At 64.5% G+C, this 18,435-nt stretch carries 20 protein-coding genes and 1 tRNA gene; 13 read left to right on the top strand and 8 right to left on the bottom strand.

Annotation, left to right across the window (positions count from 1 at the left end):
* Positions 1–79 precede the first annotated feature (79 nt).
* Both OXU42_17900 and OXU42_17895 read right to left on the bottom strand, forming a co-directional pair.
* The gene (locus tag OXU42_17900; protein MDE0031261.1) at positions 80–1,192 is read right to left on the bottom strand and encodes a hydantoinase B/oxoprolinase family protein; all 1,113 of its coding nucleotides are present in this window, start codon (positions 1,190–1,192) and stop codon (positions 80–82) included.
* Positions 1,193–1,271: 79 nt separating this feature from the next.
* Positions 1,272–2,318 carry an amidohydrolase family protein gene (locus OXU42_17895; GenBank protein MDE0031260.1) on the bottom strand — a complete coding sequence of 349 codons (1,047 nt, stop codon included), beginning with the start codon at positions 2,316–2,318 and terminating at the stop codon, positions 1,272–1,274.
* Positions 2,319–2,417: 99 nt separating this feature from the next.
* On the opposite strand from OXU42_17895, the gene OXU42_17890 reads away from it, so the two are divergent.
* Positions 2,418–3,440 (top strand): kelch-like protein, encoded by a 1,023-nt coding sequence (locus OXU42_17890; GenBank protein MDE0031259.1) that lies wholly within the window; start codon positions 2,418–2,420, stop codon positions 3,438–3,440.
* Between the two features lie 190 nt (positions 3,441–3,630).
* Here OXU42_17890 and OXU42_17885 read toward each other — a convergent pair whose 3' ends face one another.
* On the bottom strand, positions 3,631–4,089 hold the full coding sequence (locus tag OXU42_17885) for an Hsp20/alpha crystallin family protein (protein MDE0031258.1): 459 nt from the start codon (positions 4,087–4,089) through the stop codon (positions 3,631–3,633).
* A gap of 197 nt (positions 4,090–4,286) precedes the next feature.
* Between OXU42_17885 and OXU42_17880 the strand changes: the two genes are divergently transcribed.
* A complete protein-coding gene (locus tag OXU42_17880) occupies positions 4,287–5,261 on the top strand; it encodes a tripartite tricarboxylate transporter substrate binding protein (GenBank protein ID MDE0031257.1) in 975 nt (324 codons plus the stop codon).
* 62 nt (positions 5,262–5,323) lie between these two features.
* Entirely contained in the window at positions 5,324–6,169 is an 846-nt protein-coding gene (locus OXU42_17875) for a DUF3891 family protein (protein MDE0031256.1), read from the top strand.
* A 46-nt stretch (positions 6,170–6,215) separates the two neighbouring features.
* Here the strand turns inward: OXU42_17875 and OXU42_17870 are convergent, their stop codons facing one another.
* Positions 6,216–7,376, bottom strand: a complete 1,161-nt coding sequence (locus OXU42_17870; GenBank protein MDE0031255.1) for a hypothetical protein — start codon at positions 7,374–7,376, stop codon at positions 6,216–6,218.
* A gap of 681 nt (positions 7,377–8,057) precedes the next feature.
* On the opposite strand from OXU42_17870, the gene OXU42_17865 reads away from it, so the two are divergent.
* From OXU42_17865 to OXU42_17855, 3 genes are all read left to right on the top strand, one after another.
* Positions 8,058–8,609, top strand: a complete 552-nt coding sequence (locus OXU42_17865; protein ID MDE0031254.1) for a hypothetical protein — start codon at positions 8,058–8,060, stop codon at positions 8,607–8,609.
* 70 nt (positions 8,610–8,679) lie between these two features.
* Entirely contained in the window at positions 8,680–9,399 is a 720-nt protein-coding gene (locus OXU42_17860; GenBank protein ID MDE0031253.1) for a DUF3800 domain-containing protein, read from the top strand.
* The gene (locus tag OXU42_17855; GenBank protein MDE0031252.1) at positions 9,396–9,857 is read left to right on the top strand and encodes a hypothetical protein; all 462 of its coding nucleotides are present in this window, start codon (positions 9,396–9,398) and stop codon (positions 9,855–9,857) included. The genes OXU42_17860 and OXU42_17855 overlap by 4 nt, the downstream gene beginning before the upstream one ends.
* 120 nt (positions 9,858–9,977) lie before the next feature.
* Here OXU42_17855 and OXU42_17850 read toward each other — a convergent pair.
* The 3 genes from OXU42_17850 to OXU42_17840 all read right to left on the bottom strand — a co-directional run bounded on the left by OXU42_17850 (position 9,978) and on the right by OXU42_17840 (position 10,866).
* Positions 9,978–10,054: transfer RNA gene (locus OXU42_17850), tRNA-Val, on the bottom strand.
* Between the two features lie 69 nt (positions 10,055–10,123).
* Positions 10,124–10,270, bottom strand: a complete 147-nt coding sequence (locus OXU42_17845; protein ID MDE0031251.1) for a hypothetical protein — start codon at positions 10,268–10,270, stop codon at positions 10,124–10,126.
* 188 nt (positions 10,271–10,458) lie between these two features.
* Complete coding sequence (locus OXU42_17840; GenBank protein MDE0031250.1) at positions 10,459–10,866, bottom strand: EVE domain-containing protein; 408 nt, start codon at positions 10,864–10,866, stop codon at positions 10,459–10,461.
* A 152-nt stretch (positions 10,867–11,018) separates the two neighbouring features.
* On the opposite strand from OXU42_17840, the gene OXU42_17835 reads away from it, so the two are divergent.
* From OXU42_17835 to OXU42_17815, 5 genes are all read left to right on the top strand, one after another.
* Positions 11,019–11,900, top strand: a complete 882-nt coding sequence (locus tag OXU42_17835; protein MDE0031249.1) for a deoxyribonuclease IV — start codon at positions 11,019–11,021, stop codon at positions 11,898–11,900.
* 258 nt (positions 11,901–12,158) lie between these two features.
* A complete protein-coding gene (locus OXU42_17830; protein MDE0031248.1) occupies positions 12,159–13,337 on the top strand; it encodes an ABC transporter substrate-binding protein in 1,179 nt (392 codons plus the stop codon).
* A gap of 2 nt (positions 13,338–13,339) precedes the next feature.
* Positions 13,340–14,083 (top strand): hypothetical protein, encoded by a 744-nt coding sequence (locus OXU42_17825; GenBank protein MDE0031247.1) that lies wholly within the window; start codon positions 13,340–13,342, stop codon positions 14,081–14,083.
* Positions 14,084–14,107: 24 nt separating this feature from the next.
* Positions 14,108–15,409, top strand: a complete 1,302-nt coding sequence (locus tag OXU42_17820) for an OFA family MFS transporter (GenBank protein MDE0031246.1) — start codon at positions 14,108–14,110, stop codon at positions 15,407–15,409.
* 7 nt (positions 15,410–15,416) lie between these two features.
* Positions 15,417–16,046 (top strand): glutathione S-transferase, encoded by a 630-nt coding sequence (locus OXU42_17815; GenBank protein MDE0031245.1) that lies wholly within the window; start codon positions 15,417–15,419, stop codon positions 16,044–16,046.
* An 18-nt stretch (positions 16,047–16,064) separates the two neighbouring features.
* Here the strand turns inward: OXU42_17815 and OXU42_17810 are convergent, their stop codons facing one another.
* Positions 16,065–16,751 (bottom strand): TetR/AcrR family transcriptional regulator, encoded by a 687-nt coding sequence (locus OXU42_17810; GenBank protein ID MDE0031244.1) that lies wholly within the window; start codon positions 16,749–16,751, stop codon positions 16,065–16,067.
* A 109-nt stretch (positions 16,752–16,860) separates the two neighbouring features.
* Here OXU42_17810 and OXU42_17805 point away from each other — a divergent pair, with 109 nt between their 5' ends.
* Together OXU42_17805 and OXU42_17800 are read left to right on the top strand one after the other, a co-directional pair.
* Positions 16,861–17,634 carry an enoyl-CoA hydratase-related protein gene (locus OXU42_17805; GenBank protein ID MDE0031243.1) on the top strand — a complete coding sequence of 258 codons (774 nt, stop codon included), beginning with the start codon at positions 16,861–16,863 and terminating at the stop codon, positions 17,632–17,634.
* Complete coding sequence (locus OXU42_17800) at positions 17,631–18,413, top strand: enoyl-CoA hydratase-related protein (protein MDE0031242.1); 783 nt, start codon at positions 17,631–17,633, stop codon at positions 18,411–18,413. Before OXU42_17805 ends, OXU42_17800 begins: the two co-directional genes overlap by 4 nt.
* Positions 18,414–18,435: the final 22 nt, after the last annotated feature.

Below are 18,435 nucleotides of genomic sequence, written 5' to 3'. Positions count from 1 at the left end.
CGCGCCCCGCGCGCGCGCCGCCGCCGCCGCTTTTGCGGTCTTAGACCAAAACCCCCCGCCCGGGGTCGCCGCCCTCCCCCTAGTTGCACCCCCCCCCGCGGGCGCCGCGCCCGGGCGCGGGCACCACCCCGGGCAGGGCCTCGGCCAGCGTCATCTGAACCACCGAGGTGACCATCTGGGCGGGGCGGACGTACATGTTCACCGGCGCGGGGTAGCGCGGGTTCAGGATCGAGCCCTCGGGCGGAAAGGCGACGTGGATGGGCCGGGAGATGCCCTGGTTCACCGGCAGGTCCGGGCACAGCACGGCCACCGCCAGGCAGTCGATGAAGTTCCGGATCACGCAGGGCCGGAGGTTGACCGGGCCGCGCGCCTGCTCCGAAGACTCCAGGGTGAAGTGCAGCTCGTCGCCCGCCACCCGCAGGGAGGCGGCGATGCGGTAGGAGCGCTCCCGGTCGAGACCGTCGTCGTCCAGGTAGTCCACGCACGGGCCGTAATCCCCGTCGGGGATCTTCTCGATGGCCTTGCGCACCTCCGCCTCGCAGATGTCCATCCACTGGGTCCAGCACGCGGTCACCTCGTCCGCGCCGTACTGCACCATCAGCTCCGCCAGCTTCCGCAACCCGTAGAAGTTGGTCTGGGCCTGGGCCTGGATGTCCCCCCACGTGACCTCGGGCGTGCGCGTGTTGGCCATGACGATGGTCTTGAGGTCTTCGTTGACCTCGCCCGCGCGGTAGAGCCGGAGGGCCGGCAGCAACAGCCCTTCCTGGATGACGTCGGTGGCTTGAGGCGAGTTGGTGCCCGGCACCATGCCGCCCAGGTCCGGCTTGTGCGCGGTGTTGGCGATGAAGGCCACGCGCCGGTCCCGGTCGAAGACCGGCGAGACCACGGTGACGTCGGTGGCGTGGTTCTGGCAGGCGAAGTAGGGGTGGTTCAGGATGAAGACGTCGCCCTCGGCCATGTCTCCGCCGAACACCCGGATCACCTCGCCCACCTGGGCGGAGATGCCGCCGATGTGAAGCGGCTGCGGCAGGCCCTGGGTCACCATCCGCCCTTCGCCGTCGAAGATCGTGAAGGTGAAGTCCTGGCTCTCCTTGATGACGCTCGAGTAGCCCGTGCGGAGCATGTTGAGCGCCAGCTCCTTGGCGATCTGCGCGGTGGCCCGGTAGACCACCTCCATTTGCACGGCATCCATGAAGACCCTCCCCGCCGGTCCCCTTACGGGAACGTCATCCCCGCCACGCGGTCCCGTGCCAAGTGTCCTGTCCGCGACACTAGTTGAGGTCGAACAGCCGCTGGGCGTTCTTGCGCAGGATCTTCTCCTTCACCTCGTCCGACAGATCCGGGTGGTTCCTGAGATGTTCCAGGTTCCCGGGGAACTCGTTGTCCCAGTGCGGGATATCGGAGGCGTAGACGAAGTGGTCGCTGCCGACGTAGTCGACGGTGGCGGCCAACTGGGACTCGCCGGACTCCAGGCTGAAGTACATGTTGGACTCGCGCACCACGTCGCTGGGCTTCTGCTTCAGCAGCGGCATCTCGTGGGCGCCGCGCTTCTCCCAGTGCTCGTCGAGGCGGTCGAGGTAGTACGGCAGCCAGGTGGCGCCGATCTCGAGGAAGGCCAGCTTGAGCTTCGGGAAACGCTCGGTGATGCCCTGGCACACCATGCTGGTGAACTGCAGCAGGATGCCGGCGGTGAAGGCGTAGGAGTGGACCTCGGCGAAGGTGGTGAGGATGGAGGCGCCCAGCTCGCGCGAGGTGTTGCGGGTGCCGTGGATGCCCAGCACCACGCCCTCCTCCTCGGCCGCCTTGTAGATGGGGTCATAGTAGGTCTCGCCCAGGGCGATGGGGAGCCCGGTGGGCAGGATCTCGAACCCCTTGAGGCCATACTCGTTGACCGCCCGGCGCAGCTCCTTGGCGGCCTCCTCGGGCGCCCTCATGGGCAGCACGCCCACGCAGCTCAGGCGGTTCGACAGCGTGTTGTACTCCTTGGCGAAGTGCGTGTTGGCGGCCTTGGCCACGGCCACCTGGTAGGGCACTTCCTGGTTCTTGGCGATGTTGCCCGAACCGGTGGGAAAGCAGATGGCCACTTCCATGTCCTGCTTGTCCATGAGCGTGTGCCAGCGCCGCACCTGTTCCTCGGGGGCCAGCCCCTCCCAGTTCACGGCCATCTTGAATCCCTTGAACAGGTTCGGGTCCCAGGGCTGGTCTCCCGGCCAGAGGGGGGTCCCGCGCTCGTTCCAGGGCGCTTCCAGGTACTTGCGGATGTCCGCCGCCCGTTCGAGAACGTGTCCGTCCGTATCGACGCAAGTCGCGTTTTCCATGATTCTACCTCCGGGTTCGGCATTTGGGCTTTCGTTGTGGCCTTATTGGTTTTGACCTTGTTTGTCAATGAGCGTAAAGGGAACTCAGGAGGTTCAAGGATGACCATGAAACAGCACTGTCTTCACCTGAAAACCCTGACCTTGGCGGTGCTCTGCGGCGCGTTCTTGCCGGCCGGGACGGCCGCCCTGGCGGCCGATGCGAAGCCCGCGAGCGAGTGGGGCAAACGCGGCGAGATGATCGAACCCAACTCGGAAATGGCGGTGGCCTGGCTCGACGGCAAGATCTACGTGGTCGGCGGCTACCCTTCCACGCGGATAAGCGTCGACACCGTGCAGGTGTACGACGTGGCCACGGACAAGTGGGATCTCACGACGCCCTATCCCACCACCATCAACCACGCCTCGGCCATCGGCTTCGAAGGCCTCCTCTACGTCATCGGCGGGCAGACCAACGCCGGCGGACGCAGGGAACGGTCCCGCTACACCGATGCGGTACACGCCTACGACCCCAAGACGCGGAAGTGGACGCCGCGGGCGCCCATGCCCACCAAGCGCAGCGCCATGGCCCATGACGTCATCGACGGGAAGTTCTACGTAGCCGGAGGACGCCCGCCCCGGGGCCACGACTTCGCGGTCTACGATCCCAAGGCGGACAAGTGGACGGCGTTGCCCGACATGCCCACCCAGCGCAACCACATCGCCGCCGCAAACATCGACGGCAAGCTCTATGTGGCGGGCGGGCGTTTCGGCGGGGGCTTCCGCAGCGAGATCACCCCGGCCCTGGAAGTCTACGACCCCGGGACCAACCAGTGGGCCGCACGGCGGCCCATGTCCGAAGCTCGCGGCGGACTCAACGGCATCGCCGTGGAGGGCTGCTTCCACACCTTCGGCGGCGAGCATCCGTCCGCGGGTCCGTCGGGCGTGTTCCCGCACCACGAGGTCTACAACCCCAAGACGGACACCTGGACACGCCTGCCCGATATGCCCATACCGGTCCACGGGGTCACCGGCCTGGTCTATCTGAACGGCTGGATTCACCTGCCCGGCGGCGGCATCCGGCGGGGCGGCAGCAGCGGCACCACGCACCACCAGGTCGTGCGCACCAACATGCAGTGCCGTTGAGGGACGGCGCCGGCGATGCGGCGCACTCGTTACGGCCGAATCCTCGACCGGGAATCGGCCTCGTAGAGGCTCATGGTCGGCTACACGATCTTCAGCCTGTGGATCATCGGGCAGCCCATCGTCGAGGTATGAAAAAGGGGCCTCCCATGACGGGAGACCCCTTGCTGACAGACCTGGGCCCGCCGGGCGGCTAGGCACCGGCGGCGTCGACCGCCTTGGGTTCGGCCGCGTCGATATGGACCGGCACCTTGCGTCCCACCGCCTGGGCGGGCAACGGCACCGAAATCTCGATCACGCCGTTCTTGTAGCGGGCTTCCAGCTTGTCGGTGGCGAGCCCCGCGGGCAGCCTGACGGTACGTTCGAACTTGCCGCGAAACGTCTCCCGCAGGTAATGCCCCTTCTCCTCGCCCTTGCGCTCTCCCTTGATGGACAGGACCCTGCCTTCCACCTGGATGTCCAGGTCCTTCGGATCCACCCCGGGCATGTCGATCCGGATCACGTAGTGGTTGTCGCGCGTGAATGCGTCCATCGGAGGCATCCAACCGCCGTTCCTCTCGTGGCGTCCCAGGAACCGGTCGAACATGGCATCGAATTCCCGATGTCCATTGTGCAGAAGCGGGTTCCACCTCGTCACTTCATAACCCAACATGGTTCGTACCTCCTTCCTTGTAACGTTCTTACCGAACTGCCATGGAGCTCCTCGTTGCGAACGGAAGGTAAGCATCGGAACCGCACGTGTCAACGGGTCCATCACAAACTCTCCGACCAAAAATTTCGTCGTTGACACCGACTCCGGCGCGACCCTATAATGCGCGTTTCGTTCCGAACCAACCACAGGAGGGTGACATGAAGAGGACATTCGCCGCCTTGTTCGCCGCCTTTGGCCTCATGGTATTCGCCGGAACCGTTCAGGCGGAGTTTCCCAACCGCGACATCACGATACTCGTGCACGCTTCGCCGGGGGGCGGGTTCGATGCCATTGCCAGGGCCCTGGGACGCTACATGAAGCCCTTGTTGCCGAAAGACGTCGACGTCATCGTCAAGAACGTCGTCGGCGCCGGCGGCATCACCGGAACCGTGGCCATGTACCGCGCCAAGCCCGACGGCTACACCATCGGACACATCTACGCCGACGGCATGCTGGGAACCCAGATGATCCGCGACAACGTCGGTTACGACATCGACAAGTTCACCTGGCTCGCGGTGGTGAGCTCGCAAGAGGCGGAGGCGCTGCTGGTTCGCCGCGAATCGCCTTACCGCACCGTCAAGGACCTGCAGAAGGCCAAGCGCGTGACCTGGGGGGTCGAGGGCATCGGCATCGCGCGTTGGGTCCACGCGTTTCTGGCGGCCAACGAGCTGAAGATCCCGTTCGACGTGGTGGCCGGCTACGGCGGTACCGGCGAGACGCTGCCGGGCCTGCTTCGGGGTGACTTCGACGTGTTTACGCAGCCCATCGACCACCCCTCCACGCTGCCGTATATCCGGTCGGGTGAAATCGTGCCCATCGTCAACCTCGGCGAAAGCCGCGCCAAGAACGCCCCGGATACTCCCACGGCCATCGAGCTGGGCTACAAGAACCTCATCGTCAAGGTGTTCCGCGCCATGGTCGGGCCTCCGGGACTGTCCAAGGACCTCCACAAGAAGTGGGAGAGCCTGTTGTTGAAGACCATGGACAGCAAACCGTACAAGGATTGGGCCGCTTCGTTCGGCATCCCGCTGGTGCCGGGGAACGCCGCGGCGGCGGCCGGCGACATGAAGGTGTTCGTGGACCTGTACAGCAAGTACCGTCAGCCCATGCTGGACGCGCTCAAGAAGAAATAGCCGCGTGCGGCCGACCACGGATGCCGGAAGACACCGCTGGGGGGCCGAGGAGAAGATTCGCCATGATGGTCAATCCTTACAACGATTCGCAGTTGATGCTGGCGCTCCAGTTCGACCACTCACGTGTGGCGGGCTTCTTCGCCGCCCACTGGGGCAACGAGGAGTTCGACCGCCCGGAGCCGTATGCATCCGTCGTGCTGGCGGCCCAAGAGCACGACCACGGCTGGTGGGAATGGGAGATGAAGCCGGCCACGTTGAACGACGAGAACTTCCCCATGGACTACCATGACGGCAGCTTCAAGTTCCTCGGCCAGTTGCGACTGGACTTCTACAAGAACGTGGTGGACAACGTGCTGCAGCGGGATCCCTACGCGGCCATGCTGATCGCCATGCACGGGGTGGCGCTGATGAACGCCGGCTACGGCAAGTACACCCATCCGCCGGATCGCACCGCCGATCCGCGGGTGCGCGCGTACGTGGACCATCAGGAAGAGCTGAGGAAACGCCTGGCCGCCGAGTTGGCCCAGTCCGAAGAATTTGCGGACTACACTTCCGAGGAGCGAATCTGGACCAACTACGATTACATCGAGGTGTTCGACCAGCTCGCGCAGTACGTGTGCAACCGCTATCCCCTGAACAGCAAGAAACGGAAGCTCGGTCCCAGCGACACGCTCAACGACGTGGACGTGCCCACCCGGAAGGGGGAGCCCCCCGTGCACATCCACATCGATACCGTGGCCGAGCACCGCGCCGTCCTCGATCCCTACCCGTTCGCGGTGGACCCGCTGGTGTTCAGCTTCCCCGCCCGGCTGGTGCCGAACCGGCGCTACGCCGACGCGGACGATTTCCTGAACGAGTTCTATCGCGGCGAGCGCATCACCGTGACGCACACGCTCTGTTCGAGCTGACGGCTACGGCCTGTCAGACGGGACACTCCCGCCTGTCGGGACCGCATCACGAATCGGACAGCAACCGCACCCCGTAAAGCCGGGTTTCCGGCAGTTCCAGCCTCTCCCACGCCTCGCCGGCATCGTGGCTGGCGTAGACCGAACCGTCGGTGTAGCCGATGACCACGGTATCGGGATCGGCGGGATGCACCGCCACGCAACTCGTCATGTGCACATGCCCCTGGGGCAGGCCGCCTTCGAGCTTGCGCCACGTCGCGCCGCGGTCGTCGCTGCGCAGGATGGCGGACTTGGCGCCGCCCAGCTCCTCCGAGGTGTCCCGGCTGAAGCGGATGGTGTTGTAGGGACCGGGACGGACCGTGCGATGGCCCTTCCAGGACGTGGGACCGTTCTCCGCCGCGCCCAGAAAGATGCGTTCCGGCACGCCGGGATGGATGTCGAAGGGAATGGCGTAGGAGCGTCCCATGTCGTATTCCAGCTTGCGCCAGGACGCGCCGCCGTCGTCGGTGCGATAAGTGCCGATGCCGGTGGTGGCGTACAGCGTGTCGAGGCTCGAGGGATCGCGCATCACCCAGTGCACGTCGCGATAGACGCGCCCGTCCTCGTGGGCGCCCATCTGGTACGGCAACAGGCCCGCCGGGTCGTTGTACTCGGGGTACGCGGCACCGCTCGACGGTCCGCTGATGTCCTCCCAGGTCTCGCCCCGGTCGCTGCTCCGCACCACGCCGCCTTCCTCGACCCCCACGACGACTTCATCCGGCACCCGGCCGTCCAGCACGATGCAGCGGATGTGCGGCACATGGGGCGGCGGCGGAAAGGTCCAGCGGGCGTAGTCCTCGATCTTGCGGAAGGCCGTCAACTCGCGGAACGACCGCCCGCCGTTGTCGCTCACGTAAACCGCCGCCGGCAACGTGCCTACGTAGACCTCCCCCGACCGGGTGGGATGTGCCTGCATCGTCCAGATGTCCCGGTAGTCCAGACCACCGGACGGAATCCACTTCCAGCTCTCGCCGCCGTCCTCGCTCACGTGAATCTCCGTGCCGGTCGCGGCGTAGAGCCGGTTCGGATCCCCCGCGTCCCGCGCCACCTCCCGCAGCACCTCTCCGTCCATCACCCGGTCCAGCACCTCCACCTGCCGGGAACGGCCGTCCCAATGGCAGCGCACCAAGTTGTCGGCGGTCAAAAGAAACATCTTCAAATCGGTACTCATGTCCTGTCCTCCGATGGTAGGATTAGCCGGAAGATTAACGCGCAGTCTGTCGAGGTGCAAGATCCGCCGATGCGGGCCCCGTGGCCCGCCGGCAGCCGTTTCACCATGAGTTGTCCGCCGAGGGACTTGGCTTCATAGCCTTGCCTACAGGCAACGCGTCCTCCCCTTACTTATTGTAGGAGACATGGAGCAAGTCGCCGGCCTCTCCACTGGGCAGCCGTGGCAGCTCTCGTCCTGGCTTTCCTGCCATGGGAGAGCAGGCGCCCTCCGTCTTGGCTCTGGCGCGGCACCGAATACGTATTCCACGCGGACGTTTCCGTAACCACCAGTTGACGGCCGGAGCGCTGGCGGATGCGGGCTTCATCGTCATCCCGCCACAGCACAGCGCCGATCACCGCATCGGGAACAGCGCGACTGCGGGTGCCGTGGCCGTGCGCATCGAGGCACTTCGGGTCCTGATCGGCGGCGCAGTCTAGACAACCCTGGATGTCTCGTCCATCAGTCTCGGATACTCCTGGAATAATGCTGATGCTGCCTCAGTTATCCTTGCAGCGCGTAGGGGAAGGTTCCGTGCCCGCTCATGTGGATCACTGTGGATCCATGAGAAATAGCCAGAATATACTTGATTTTATGTGAAATATGCTCTATATATTCTAGCAGAATATGGTATGGAGGAATGCAATGCCAGAAATCTCGATACTACAGTCCACGTTTGAGCGACTGCAGCGCTATGCCAAGCCGTTCGTTGACACACCCGACACGGTGATCACTCGTGTGCTCGATGCCCTTGAACAGCAGGTCAACCAGCATCCTCCAGTAAGCAAACAAGCGGCTGAAGCAGAGCGTCGGCTCAACCCCAACGCGTTACCGAACCTGACGCACTCCAAGGTACTCGAAGCGTCAATCGGGGGACAGCCAATCTCCAAACCAAACTGGAATCGGCTTCTCGATGAGGTTTTGCGACACGCCATGAAGCGGGCCGGCAGCTTTGAAAGACTCCAAGAAAGCTGTCCGGCAAACATGGTGAAGGGACCCAAGGAAGATGAGGGTTTCAGCTACCTCCCAGAGATTGACATCTCCGTTCAGGGCCAACCCGCGAACGGAGCGAGCCAAGCGATGGTGACCATGTCAAAAAAGTTTGGAATACCTCTGGATATCCGTATCCTGTGGCGAGTGAAAGACGGAGCAGCATATCCAGGAGAACGAGGTCGAATCGCAGTGGACGGTAGTTGAGGATGACGAAGAGAATGAAGCAGGGCAGCGCTACGGAGGGCCTTGTCAAAGTGAACGGAGAAACAATTGCATGAATGACACCAAGACATTCAACGTCTATTGCGACGAGAGTTGCCATCTGGAGCATGACCGCATCCCCGTCATGGCTTGGGGGGCGGTCTTTTGTGAGAAGCGCTTTGTTGAGGACCTGTCGGTCCGGATACGGAAGCTAAAGGTGGAGTTCGGGTTGAAACCCTCCTTCGAGGCAAAGTGGACCAAAGTTTCTCCGGCCAAAACCGCCTTCTACTTGGCCTTGCTGGAGATCTTTCTCACCGATGACCGCTTGCAATTCCGCGGACTTGTAGTTCCTGACAAGCACCGCCTGGATCATGCCCGCTTCGATCAGTCGCACGATGATTGGTACTACAAGATGTACTTCACGATGCTCCGCCCGGTGTTTGAACCGGCCCAACGTTACCGCTTCTATCTGGATTTAAAGGATACGAGAGGTGGTCCCAAGACGAGGAAACTCCACGAAGTTCTGGCCAACAGTCTGCACGATTTCGGTCGCGAACACGTCGAGCGTGTACAACAGATTAGATCCGACGAGAGTGAGTTATTGCAGATGTCTGACCTTCTTATCGGCGCTTTGACCTACGCCAATCGAGGACTTGTCGGCAATCAGGCAAAAGTAGCTGTCATGGGACGGCTCCGCCAACAATTTGGAGAGCAAGCGCTTACCCGCACCTCGCCGCTAGCCTCCGATAAATTCAACATCCTGGTTTGGCGCGCACGGGATCTAGCAAGATGAGGCCCCCTGATCTTCTCCAGTTCAACGGCAACTGGGATGTCTACGAGCACGAGCTTTACCGTGTCTTCATTGATGAGCTCGCGCGTAGCGGACTCGAGTTTCGCGGCAAGAAAATCGCTTGTCGCCGTATTCCGGAGACCGGTGGACGTTGGGCCTCTTTCTGGCATTTGGTTCAGCAGGGGCATGCGGAAGACGAACGTACGCCGGATCTGCGCCGTTGCGAACGCCTTCGTTGGATACGGTGGGTGATTCAAAACGCCGGGAAACACCCAGAAATCGACGAATGGCGGAACACCAGAACAAACGAAACCAACACCTTGCTCTGGTATCGTGAGGAGTACTTGGTGGTGCTCGCCCAACGACAGAATTCTTGGCTGCTCAAAACCGCCTACTGCACCGACCAACATCGGCGAATTGAACAACTTTCGTCGTTTAGGATAGTGCGGAAGGTCAAATAGCTGAAGCCGCCCAAGCGAACCCGGACGGCTTCGAATGCTCCTCCTACTCGTGGCAGGTGAGACACCTTCTATATGCAGTCTTCAGAAGCGAATGTCAAGGGTGTCCCGCAACAAGTGGGATGGTGGTCGCAGCAGGACTCGAACCTGCGACCTCTTGCATGTGAGGCAAGCGCTCTAGCCGACTGAGCTATGCGACCACTGTGGGACCTAGACCTTTACCACCTCGGAGGGCGGGTTTCAAGGACGCGGCCGGCCCGTGGAACGGGTTATTCCCGTTCCTTGTGACGCTGCTTGATGCGCTGGTTGAGGGACTGGAGGATGCCGGCGTCCACGGCGGCGATGACGTCCACCGCGGCGTCGAGGTGTTCCTCGGGAATGTCTGCTTTCCTTGCGTCCGCAAGGCGGCGGTCCACTCAGGGATCGCAGTTGCGCGTCATGGCAACGGCGAGGCCGAGGAATATCTTCTCGCGCTCGCTTAGGCAGTCGACGGCATGAGCGTCGCGGTAGAACTGGCGGAAGTCTGCCTTCTTCATGGGTTCTCTCCTGTCGGGGTTCCTGTTGCCGCTCGGTGGCGGATGCGACAAGTGCCATGGCCGGGCGCTCAGCCCTTGGCCATCTCCATGATGACGTCGTAGTGGGCGTCGCTCACCGGAACGAAAGACAGCCGCCCCAGGCGGAACAGGTCGAAGCCTTCGAGCTGGGGGTTGAGCTTCATCTCGGCCAGCGACACCTCGCGCTTCAGCGCCTTGCCCACCTTGATGTCGAAGACCAGGAGCTTGGGGTCATCCTTCTCGGGGTCGGGATACGCACCGGTGGTGGCGGTACCGACGCCGACGCAGATCCTCTCGCCGCCGGTGTGGTAGATGATGCACCGGTCGCCCTTCTTCACGGTGGCGAGGTGCTTCAAGGCGAGGTTGTTCTTGATGCCGTCCCAGATGGTGCTCTTGTCCCGCTGCAGGTCGGCGAAAGAGTAGACGCTGGGCTCGGTCTTCAGAAGCCAGTTGGCCATGGCGGACCTCCTCGTTGGTGGATGTGTTGAGATACTGCAAAGCGCCGCGCGTGGCAAACTCGGACACGCGTCTGCCCGCGGCCCGCGCGACGCAATGGCACCCCTTCCTCCGAGGATGAAGTGAGCGGCGGGCTTGTGGTACAACACCGACCATGGCCCCCGCCCCCGACAAGAAGACACCCCCCAAGGACCGACCTCTTCTGGGAGCCCACATGTCCATCGCCGGCGGCGTTCACAACGCGCTCCACGCGGGCGACAGCGTGGGCTGCGAAGCCGTCCAGATCTTCACCAAGTCCTCGCGGCAGTGGGCCGCGAAGCCCTTGAGCGACGAGGACGTGCGCACCTTCAAGGACACGCAGAAGGCCAGCGGGGTGCACACGGTGGTGGCGCACGACTCCTACCTCCTGAACCTCGGCGCGCCCGACCGGGAGCTGCGGCAGAAGTCCGTGGCCGCGTTCGTGGACGAGATGGAGCGGTGCGAGGCCCTGGACATCCCCTGTCTCATCGCCCATCCGGGCGCCCACACGGGCGCGGGCGAACGCGCGGGCCTGCGCACCATCGCGCGTTCGCTGGACGCGATCCACCGCCGTTGCAAGGGCTTCAAGGTGCGCGTGGCGCTGGAGATCACCGCAGGCCAGGGCAGCAACCTGGGCTACCGCTTCGAGCACATCCGCAACATCATCGACAGCGCCAGGGAAAGCGACCGGCTCCGGGTGTGCTTCGACACCCAGCACGCCTTCGCCGCCGGCTACGACATCCGCACCCGCGAGGGATACGAGCGCACCTTCACGGAGTTCGACGAGGTCGTCGGCGTCAAGCTGCTCGCCGCCTTCCACCTGAACGACTCCAAGAAGGAACTGGACTGCCGGGTGGACCGCCACGAGATCATCGGCAAAGGGCACCTGGACGTGGAGCCGTTCCGCCTGCTGATGAACGACAAGCGCTTTTTCGGCCTGCCCATGTGCCTGGAGACCCCGAAAGGCAAGGACCTGAAGGAAGACCGCGAGACCCTGGAGTTGCTGCGGTCTTTCTAAGACGATTGATTCAATTTGATATTTGCGGTTAACCTGCGGAGCAGTTGTCCTCCACGCAAACCGCGGTTTCCCATCGCATCGGACTTCAGGAAAGCGAGGCTGCTTGTGGATACGCGGAGTCCTACCGGTAGAGACGGCCGGACCGCTCCGGCCGCGCGCGCGGGCCTGACACGCAGAACATTCGTCCGCGCCGGGCTCGCGGCGATGCTGGCGCCGCCTTGGCTCCACTCCATGAACGCGGGCGCACGAGCAGCCGCGATGAGAGGCATCGGACCCGACGGCGAGATCGTGCTGGGCGTGTCCGCCGCCTTCTCCGGCCCCTCCCGCGGCCTGGGTACCGAGCTCTATCGCGGCGCCAAATCCTATTTCAACCACGTCAACGAGAACGGCGGCGTCAACGGCCGCAAGATCGCGCTGAAGCTCTATGACGACGGCTACCAGCCCGATCCCTGCGTCGAGAACACCGTGAAGCTGATGCTGGAGGACCAGGTCTTCCTGCTCTTCGGCTACGTGGGCACCCCCACCGTCACCCGCGTTCTGCCGATGTTGAAGAAGTTCCAGGCCCAGCGGGTCTACCTGTTCTTCCCCTTCACCGGCGCCCAGCCCCAGCGGGAGCCGCCTTACGGGGAGTTCGCCTTCAATTTGCGGGCGTCCTACCGCCAGGAAACCGCCGGCCTCGTGAACAACTTCGTGCGCATCGGCCGGGAACGCATCGGCATGTTCTACCAGGCCGATGCCTACGGCCGCAGCGGCTGGGCGGGGGTGCGGGCAGCCTTGGCGAAGCACGGCATCGAGATGGTCGGCGAGGCCACGTACCGCCGGGGGTCGCGGTTCACGGGCAGCTTCCGGGCCCAGGTGGAGATCCTGAAGAAGGCCTCTCCCGACGCCGTAATCTGCGTCGGCGCCTACGCCGCCTGCGCCGGCTTCGCCCGCGACGCCGTGGACCTGGGCCTGCGCGTCCCCATCGCCAACCTCTCCTTCGTCGGCAGCGAAAACCTGCTCAACCTGCTGTCGGAAGGGCAGGACGACCCCGATACCTACGCCCGGTACCTGGTGAACTCGCAGGTGGTGCCCAGCTACGAGGACACCTCGATCGCGGCCGTCAAGGAGTACCGCGAGCTGATGGCGCGCTACGATCCCCAGGTGCCCAAGGAGCTGGTGAAGGAGGCCTACAAGCCGTTTCCCCACAGCTTCGTGAGCCTGGAAGGGTTCCTGGACGCCAAGTTGCTGGTGGAGATTCTCCGGCGTCTCAAGGGCAGACCGGACAGAAGCGGCCTGGAGGAGGCCGTTTTCTCGGTGCGCGACTACGACCTGGGCATCGGCGAGGCCGTGTCCTTCGGGCCGGAGCGCCGGCAGGGGCTGCAGAAGGTTTACTACACGGTCGTCGAGGGAGGCCGGTTCGTCACCCTGGACGACTGGAAAGCCAAGTTCGGGTGATCATGAAGATCAGGAAGCTCTTTCAGAAGACCCAGTTCGGCATCTTCGGGCTCTTCGGCCTGATCGTGCTGTCCACCTCGGCGCTGACCATCTACACGGTGCAGACCCACCTGTCGGCGGAGTACGAGAGCAACAGCCGCAACATCGCCAAGACCATCGCCGACGCCAGCGTGGACATCCTGCTCAACCGCAACCTCGCCACGCTCCAGTCGCTCATCGACCAGTTCGTGGAGATCCAGGGCATCCGCTACGTCTACATCACCAGCGACACCGGCGAGTTCCTGGCCCACACCTTCGTTCCCGGCATTCCCGAGGTCATCCTCAACAGCGACCCCAACGAGACCAAGGCGGTGAACAGGCAGTTGCCGGGAATGGGCGATTTCGTGGAGGTGGGCAGCCCGATCCTGGCAGGATTCGCGGGCACCGTGCACGTGGGCATGGACCTGGACGTCATCGGCCTCAAGATCCAACGGGCCATCGGCCAGCAGGTGTACCTCATCTCCATCCTGCTGGTGGTGGGCGTCCTGGGCTCCATATGGTTCGTCAACCTGGCCGCCAGGCCGCTGGGCGAACTTCTGGCCTTCGCCGTCAAGCTGGCCAAGGAAGAGGACGCCAACGGCGCCGAAGACCAACGGATTCTCGCGCGGGACGACGAGGCCGGGGAACTGGCGCGCCTGCTCCTGCACCTGTCGCAACGCCGGACCCCATCGGACGAGCCGCCCCCGGCGGCGGACGCCACCGGATAGCCGCGAGACGGGAGGGATAGCGAGGTGCGCATTCACCGAGCCGCCATCGCATTCTTCTGCACCATGCTGCAGATATGCTTCGGGACGGTCTACGCCTGGAGCTTCTTCCAGACCATGCTGGTGCACCAGTCCGGGTGGACGCACACCGAGACAGCCTGGGCCTTCAGCATCGCCATCTTCTCCCTGGGAACGTCCGCGGCCTGGGCCGGCTCCGCGCTGGGGCGGCTGGGACCCCGGCGGCTGGCGCTTACCGGCAGCCTGATGTTCTCGGGCGGGTACGTGATCGCCGCCGCCGCGCTGTGGCTGGACTACCTGCCGCTCTTCTATCTCGGCTACGGCGTCATCGGCGGCGCCGGCATCGGCCTGGGCTACGTGACCCCGGTGGCCACGGTGGCCAAGTGGTTCCCGGACATGAAGGGCCTGGTCACGGGCATTGTCGTGATGGGCTTCGGCATCGGCGCGCTGCTCCTGAGCAAGGGGCTGGCGCCCTTCCTGGTGGTGCGCACCGAGGGCGACCTGGCCCACGTCTTCCTGTGGCTCGGCATCATCTTCGCCGGCATACTGCTGCCTTGCAGCCTGGCCCTGAGCGACCCCGTGGCCCCGGCGAAGAACGCGGGTGCGTCCGTTCCGCACCTGGAACCGGACGAGCCGGAGTCCACCCTGCCCTACCTGAGCTCCGGCCAGTTCATCATCATGTGGATCGTGTTCTTCTTCAACATCGCCGCGGGCATCTCCGTCATCAGCTTCCAGTCCGAGCTGCTGCAGGAGGTCTGGGGTCTGGCGGACCCCACCGTCGAGCCCGCGGTGCTGGCGGAGTACGGCGCCACGCTCATCGCCGCCAGCTCCGTGTGCAACGGAGTGGGGCGGCTGTTCTGGGGCCTCCTGTCCGACCGCATCGGCCGGGTCAAGGTCTTCCGCATCCTGCTGGCGAGCCAGATGGTGGTGTTCGGCGTGTTGATGACCGAGGAGAACCCGTGGGTCTTCTCCGTGCTGGTGTGCTACGTGCTGCTCTGCTTCGGCGGCGGTTTCGCCACCATGCCGCCCTACATCCTGGACGTCTTCGGCACCGAGAAGATGTCCAAGATGTACGGCGTCGTCCTCACGGCCTGGGCGGCGGCGGGCATCTTCGGCCCGCTCTACGTGGGCTACCTCAAGGACTCCTACCCGGACCGGGCCGTCATGTACTGCTTCCTGATCGGCATCCTCATGCTCGGCGCCGGCTACCTGTTCTCGTATCTCCTGAACGACGGCCGCCTCCGGCTCGGCCGCCCGACGCTCGAAACCACGCTGCGGCAGTACGGCATTCCGGCCCGAACTCCGGTATAACCGTCCCATGAAGTTCTACGACTGCAGCACCGCCCCGAGCCCGCGCCGCGTGCGCATCTTCATCGCCGAGAAAGGCCTGGACATCCCCACCGTCCAGGTGGACCTGCGCAACGGCGAACACCTCACCGAGTCCTTCCGCAAGCTGAACCCCTGGTGCACCGTCCCGGTGCTGGAACTCGACGACGGCACCACCGTCAGTGAAGCCGTCGCCGTCTGCCGCTACCTGGAAGAGACCCGTCCCGAGCCGCCGCTCATGGGCGTGGACGCGCGCGACCGCGCGCGCGTGGCCATGTGGGAGCACCGCTTCGAGATCGACGGCTTCCTCGCCGTCACCGAAGCGTTCCGCAACCAGGCCAGGGGACTCAAAGGCCGGGCGCTCACCGGCCCGGACGGCGCCGAGCAGATTCCCGAACTCGTGCAGCGCGGCCGCGCCCGCGTCGAGCGCTTCTTCGCCGACCTCGACCGGCAACTCGCCGACCATCCCTTCGTCACCGGCGAACGCTACACCATCGCCGACATCACCGCGCAGGTGACCGTGGACTTCGCCGGCTGGATCAAGATGAGCCTGCCTCCCGAGTGCCGCCACGCCACCGACTGGTACGAACGCGTCAGCCAACGCCCCAGCGCCGCCGCCTGACGGGGTCGGCTCGGCGGCTCACGACCCGGGCCAGAGCACGAAGCTCTTGTCGTCCGGCAGGAAAGACCGGCGCAGACGGTCCTCCGCTCCCTCGCCCTCCGCCTCCCCGTGGAGCACGCCGAAGAAGAAGATGCGCAGCACCTGTTCGATGAGACCCTCGAGCGAAGGGTCCCGGCTGGGGTTGTACCAGGTGTAGACCCAGTTCATCATGCCGAAGAGCGCCAGCGCCGCCACGCGGACGTTGAGCTTGGGCGCACCTTCGTTCCGTTGCAGTTCCTCCACCAGGTCCACCAAGGCCTTCACGTAACGCCGCTTCAGCTCGAGAATGCGCTTCTCGTAGTCCGCCGTCAGCGCCGTGTCCTCCCTGGACATCACCTTCATCTCGTTCATGTTGTGCAGAAAGAAACCGAGATGGTTGTGGACGAACAGGGCGACCTTCTCGCGGGGTGCTTTTCCGGATGTCTCGATCTTCCGCGCAGTTTCCAGCAACGTCACCAGGCAACGCTCCTGGATCAGGCACAGCAACTCTTCCTTGGTGCGGAAATAGTAATACAGTCCCGCCAGACTCATCCCCGTGGCCCGGCTGATGTCGCGGATGGAGGTGCCGTCGAACCCCTTCTCCGCGAAGATCGCGGCGGACGTCTTGAGGATCCCCTGCAGCTTCTCGTCGTGGTGGGCGGTGCGTGATTCAGGACCGTTCGGCATGAGCACCGATGTTGTCAGATCGGGATTTTCAAGTCAATGAAATCACTAGTGTGGTGTCCCGGGCGCGAATTGAAACCACCCGACCTATGGTGTATAGCTGCCCCGTAGCATGACCTTCGACAACATCATCCTGGACCGCGACGGCCCCGTGGCCGTGGCCACGCTCAACCGCCCGAAACAACTCAACGCCCTCTCCTACGGCCTGTGCAAGGACCTGTGCACGGCCTTCGAGGAGCTCGACCGCGACGACTCCGTACGGGTCTTCGTCATCACCGGGGGCGAACGCGTGTTCGCCGCGGGCGCGGACATCAACGAGATGGTGGACGCCACCCCGTTCGCGGGCACGGCGCACGACCGGCTCGTGCTGCGCGACCGCCTGAACCACCTCGCCAAGCCGGTCATCGCCGCGGTGAGCGGCTTCGCCCTGGGCGGCGGCTGCGAGCTGGCCATGAGTTGCGACATCATCATCGCCTCGGAGTCGGCCGTCTTCGGCCAGCCCGAGGTCAACCTGGGCGTCATCCCGGGCTCCGGAGGGACCCAGCGGCTGACGCACCTGGTGGGCAAGCACAAGGCCATGGAGCTGGTGCTCACGGGCCGGTTCATGAACGCGGCCGAGGCCGAGCGCTCCGGGCTGGTCAACAAGGTGGTGCCGGTGGAGGTGCTGCTGGACGAGGCCAAGGCCATGGCCCACGCCATCGCGCGCAAGCCGCCCATCGCCGTCCGCTTCGCCAAGGAAGCCATCCTCAAGGCCGCCAACGCGCCGCTGGACGAAGGGCTCGCCTTCGAGCGCAAGTCCTTCTACACGCTGTTCGCGTCCGAGGACCGCCGCGAGGGCATGAAGGCGTTCCTCGACAAGCGCAAGCCCGAGTTCAAGGGAAAATGAGCTACGAGACGATCCTCTACGACAAGCGGGACGGCATCGCCACCATCACGCTGAACCGCCCCCAGGCGCTCAACGCCTTCACCCCGCAGATGAACCGCGAGCTGCTGGACGCATTCAGGGACGGCAATCGCGACAAGGCGGTGCGCTGCTTCGTCCTCACCGGCGCGGGCGAGCGCGCCTTCTGCGCCGGCCAGGACCTGAAGGAGCGCTCGCCGGACAAGAAGGGCTCTCTGGGCGAATCTCTCAGGGAGCGCTACAACCCCATCATCCTGGCCATCCGCCGGACCGAGAAGATCGTGCTCTGCGCCGTCAACGGCGTGGCCGCGGGGGCGGGCTGCAACCTCACGCTGGCGTGCGACCTGCGCATCGCCTCGGAGAACGCGCGCTTCATCGAGGCGTTCGTGCGCGTGGGCCTGGGCCCCGACTGCGGCGGCAGCTACTTCATGCCCCGCCTCATCGGCCTCGGCAAGGCCACCGAGCTGTTCCTTCTGGGAGAGCCGCTGGAAGCCCGGGACGCGCTGCGCCACGGGCTCGTCACCAAGGTGGTGCCGGTGGCGGAGCTGGCGGCGGAGGCCCGCGCCATGGCCGAGCGCCTCGCGCGCGCGCCGCGCAGCGCCGGCCTGATCAAGCGCACCCTCAACCGCTCCATGTACGCCGAATTGGAGGCGCAGCTCGAGTACGAAGCCTGCACCCAGGAGATCGCCGGACGCACCGCCGACTACGACGAAGGCGTACGCGCCTTCATGGAAAAACGCGAGCCGGTGTTCAAGGGCGAGTAGGTCAGGGACGATCGGGGCGGAA

The organism is Deltaproteobacteria bacterium (assembly GCA_028818775.1).
Lineage (GTDB): Bacteria > Desulfobacterota > Binatia > UBA9968 > JAJDTQ01 > JAJDTQ01.
The sequence above is the reverse complement of the archived record's forward strand: the minus strand, read 5'-3'. Positions and strand labels throughout refer to the sequence as shown.

Bases quoted from the DNA above. Each gene is read 5' to 3' on its own strand.
- OXU42_17900 (MDE0031261.1), bottom strand. From the start codon at position 1,192: ATGGATGCCGTGCAAATGGAGGTGGTCTACCGGGCCACCGCGCAGATC.
- OXU42_17895 (MDE0031260.1), bottom strand. From the start codon at position 2,318: ATGGAAAACGCGACTTGCGTCGATACGGACGGACACGTTCTCGAACGG.
- OXU42_17890 (MDE0031259.1), top strand. From the start codon at position 2,418: ATGACCATGAAACAGCACTGTCTTCACCTGAAAACCCTGACCTTGGCG.
- OXU42_17885 (MDE0031258.1), bottom strand. From the start codon at position 4,089: ATGTTGGGTTATGAAGTGACGAGGTGGAACCCGCTTCTGCACAATGGA.
- OXU42_17880 (MDE0031257.1), top strand. From the start codon at position 4,287: ATGAAGAGGACATTCGCCGCCTTGTTCGCCGCCTTTGGCCTCATGGTA.
- OXU42_17875 (MDE0031256.1), top strand. From the start codon at position 5,324: ATGATGGTCAATCCTTACAACGATTCGCAGTTGATGCTGGCGCTCCAG.
- OXU42_17870 (MDE0031255.1), bottom strand. From the start codon at position 7,376: ATGAGTACCGATTTGAAGATGTTTCTTTTGACCGCCGACAACTTGGTG.
- OXU42_17865 (MDE0031254.1), top strand. From the start codon at position 8,058: ATGCCAGAAATCTCGATACTACAGTCCACGTTTGAGCGACTGCAGCGC.
- OXU42_17860 (MDE0031253.1), top strand. From the start codon at position 8,680: ATGAATGACACCAAGACATTCAACGTCTATTGCGACGAGAGTTGCCAT.
- OXU42_17855 (MDE0031252.1), top strand. From the start codon at position 9,396: ATGAGGCCCCCTGATCTTCTCCAGTTCAACGGCAACTGGGATGTCTAC.
- OXU42_17840 (MDE0031250.1), bottom strand. From the start codon at position 10,866: ATGGCCAACTGGCTTCTGAAGACCGAGCCCAGCGTCTACTCTTTCGCC.
- OXU42_17835 (MDE0031249.1), top strand. From the start codon at position 11,019: ATGGCCCCCGCCCCCGACAAGAAGACACCCCCCAAGGACCGACCTCTT.
- OXU42_17830 (MDE0031248.1), top strand. From the start codon at position 12,159: ATGAGAGGCATCGGACCCGACGGCGAGATCGTGCTGGGCGTGTCCGCC.
- OXU42_17825 (MDE0031247.1), top strand. From the start codon at position 13,340: ATGAAGATCAGGAAGCTCTTTCAGAAGACCCAGTTCGGCATCTTCGGG.
- OXU42_17815 (MDE0031245.1), top strand. From the start codon at position 15,417: ATGAAGTTCTACGACTGCAGCACCGCCCCGAGCCCGCGCCGCGTGCGC.
- OXU42_17810 (MDE0031244.1), bottom strand. From the start codon at position 16,751: ATGCCGAACGGTCCTGAATCACGCACCGCCCACCACGACGAGAAGCTG.
- OXU42_17805 (MDE0031243.1), top strand. From the start codon at position 16,861: ATGACCTTCGACAACATCATCCTGGACCGCGACGGCCCCGTGGCCGTG.
- OXU42_17800 (MDE0031242.1), top strand. From the start codon at position 17,631: ATGAGCTACGAGACGATCCTCTACGACAAGCGGGACGGCATCGCCACC.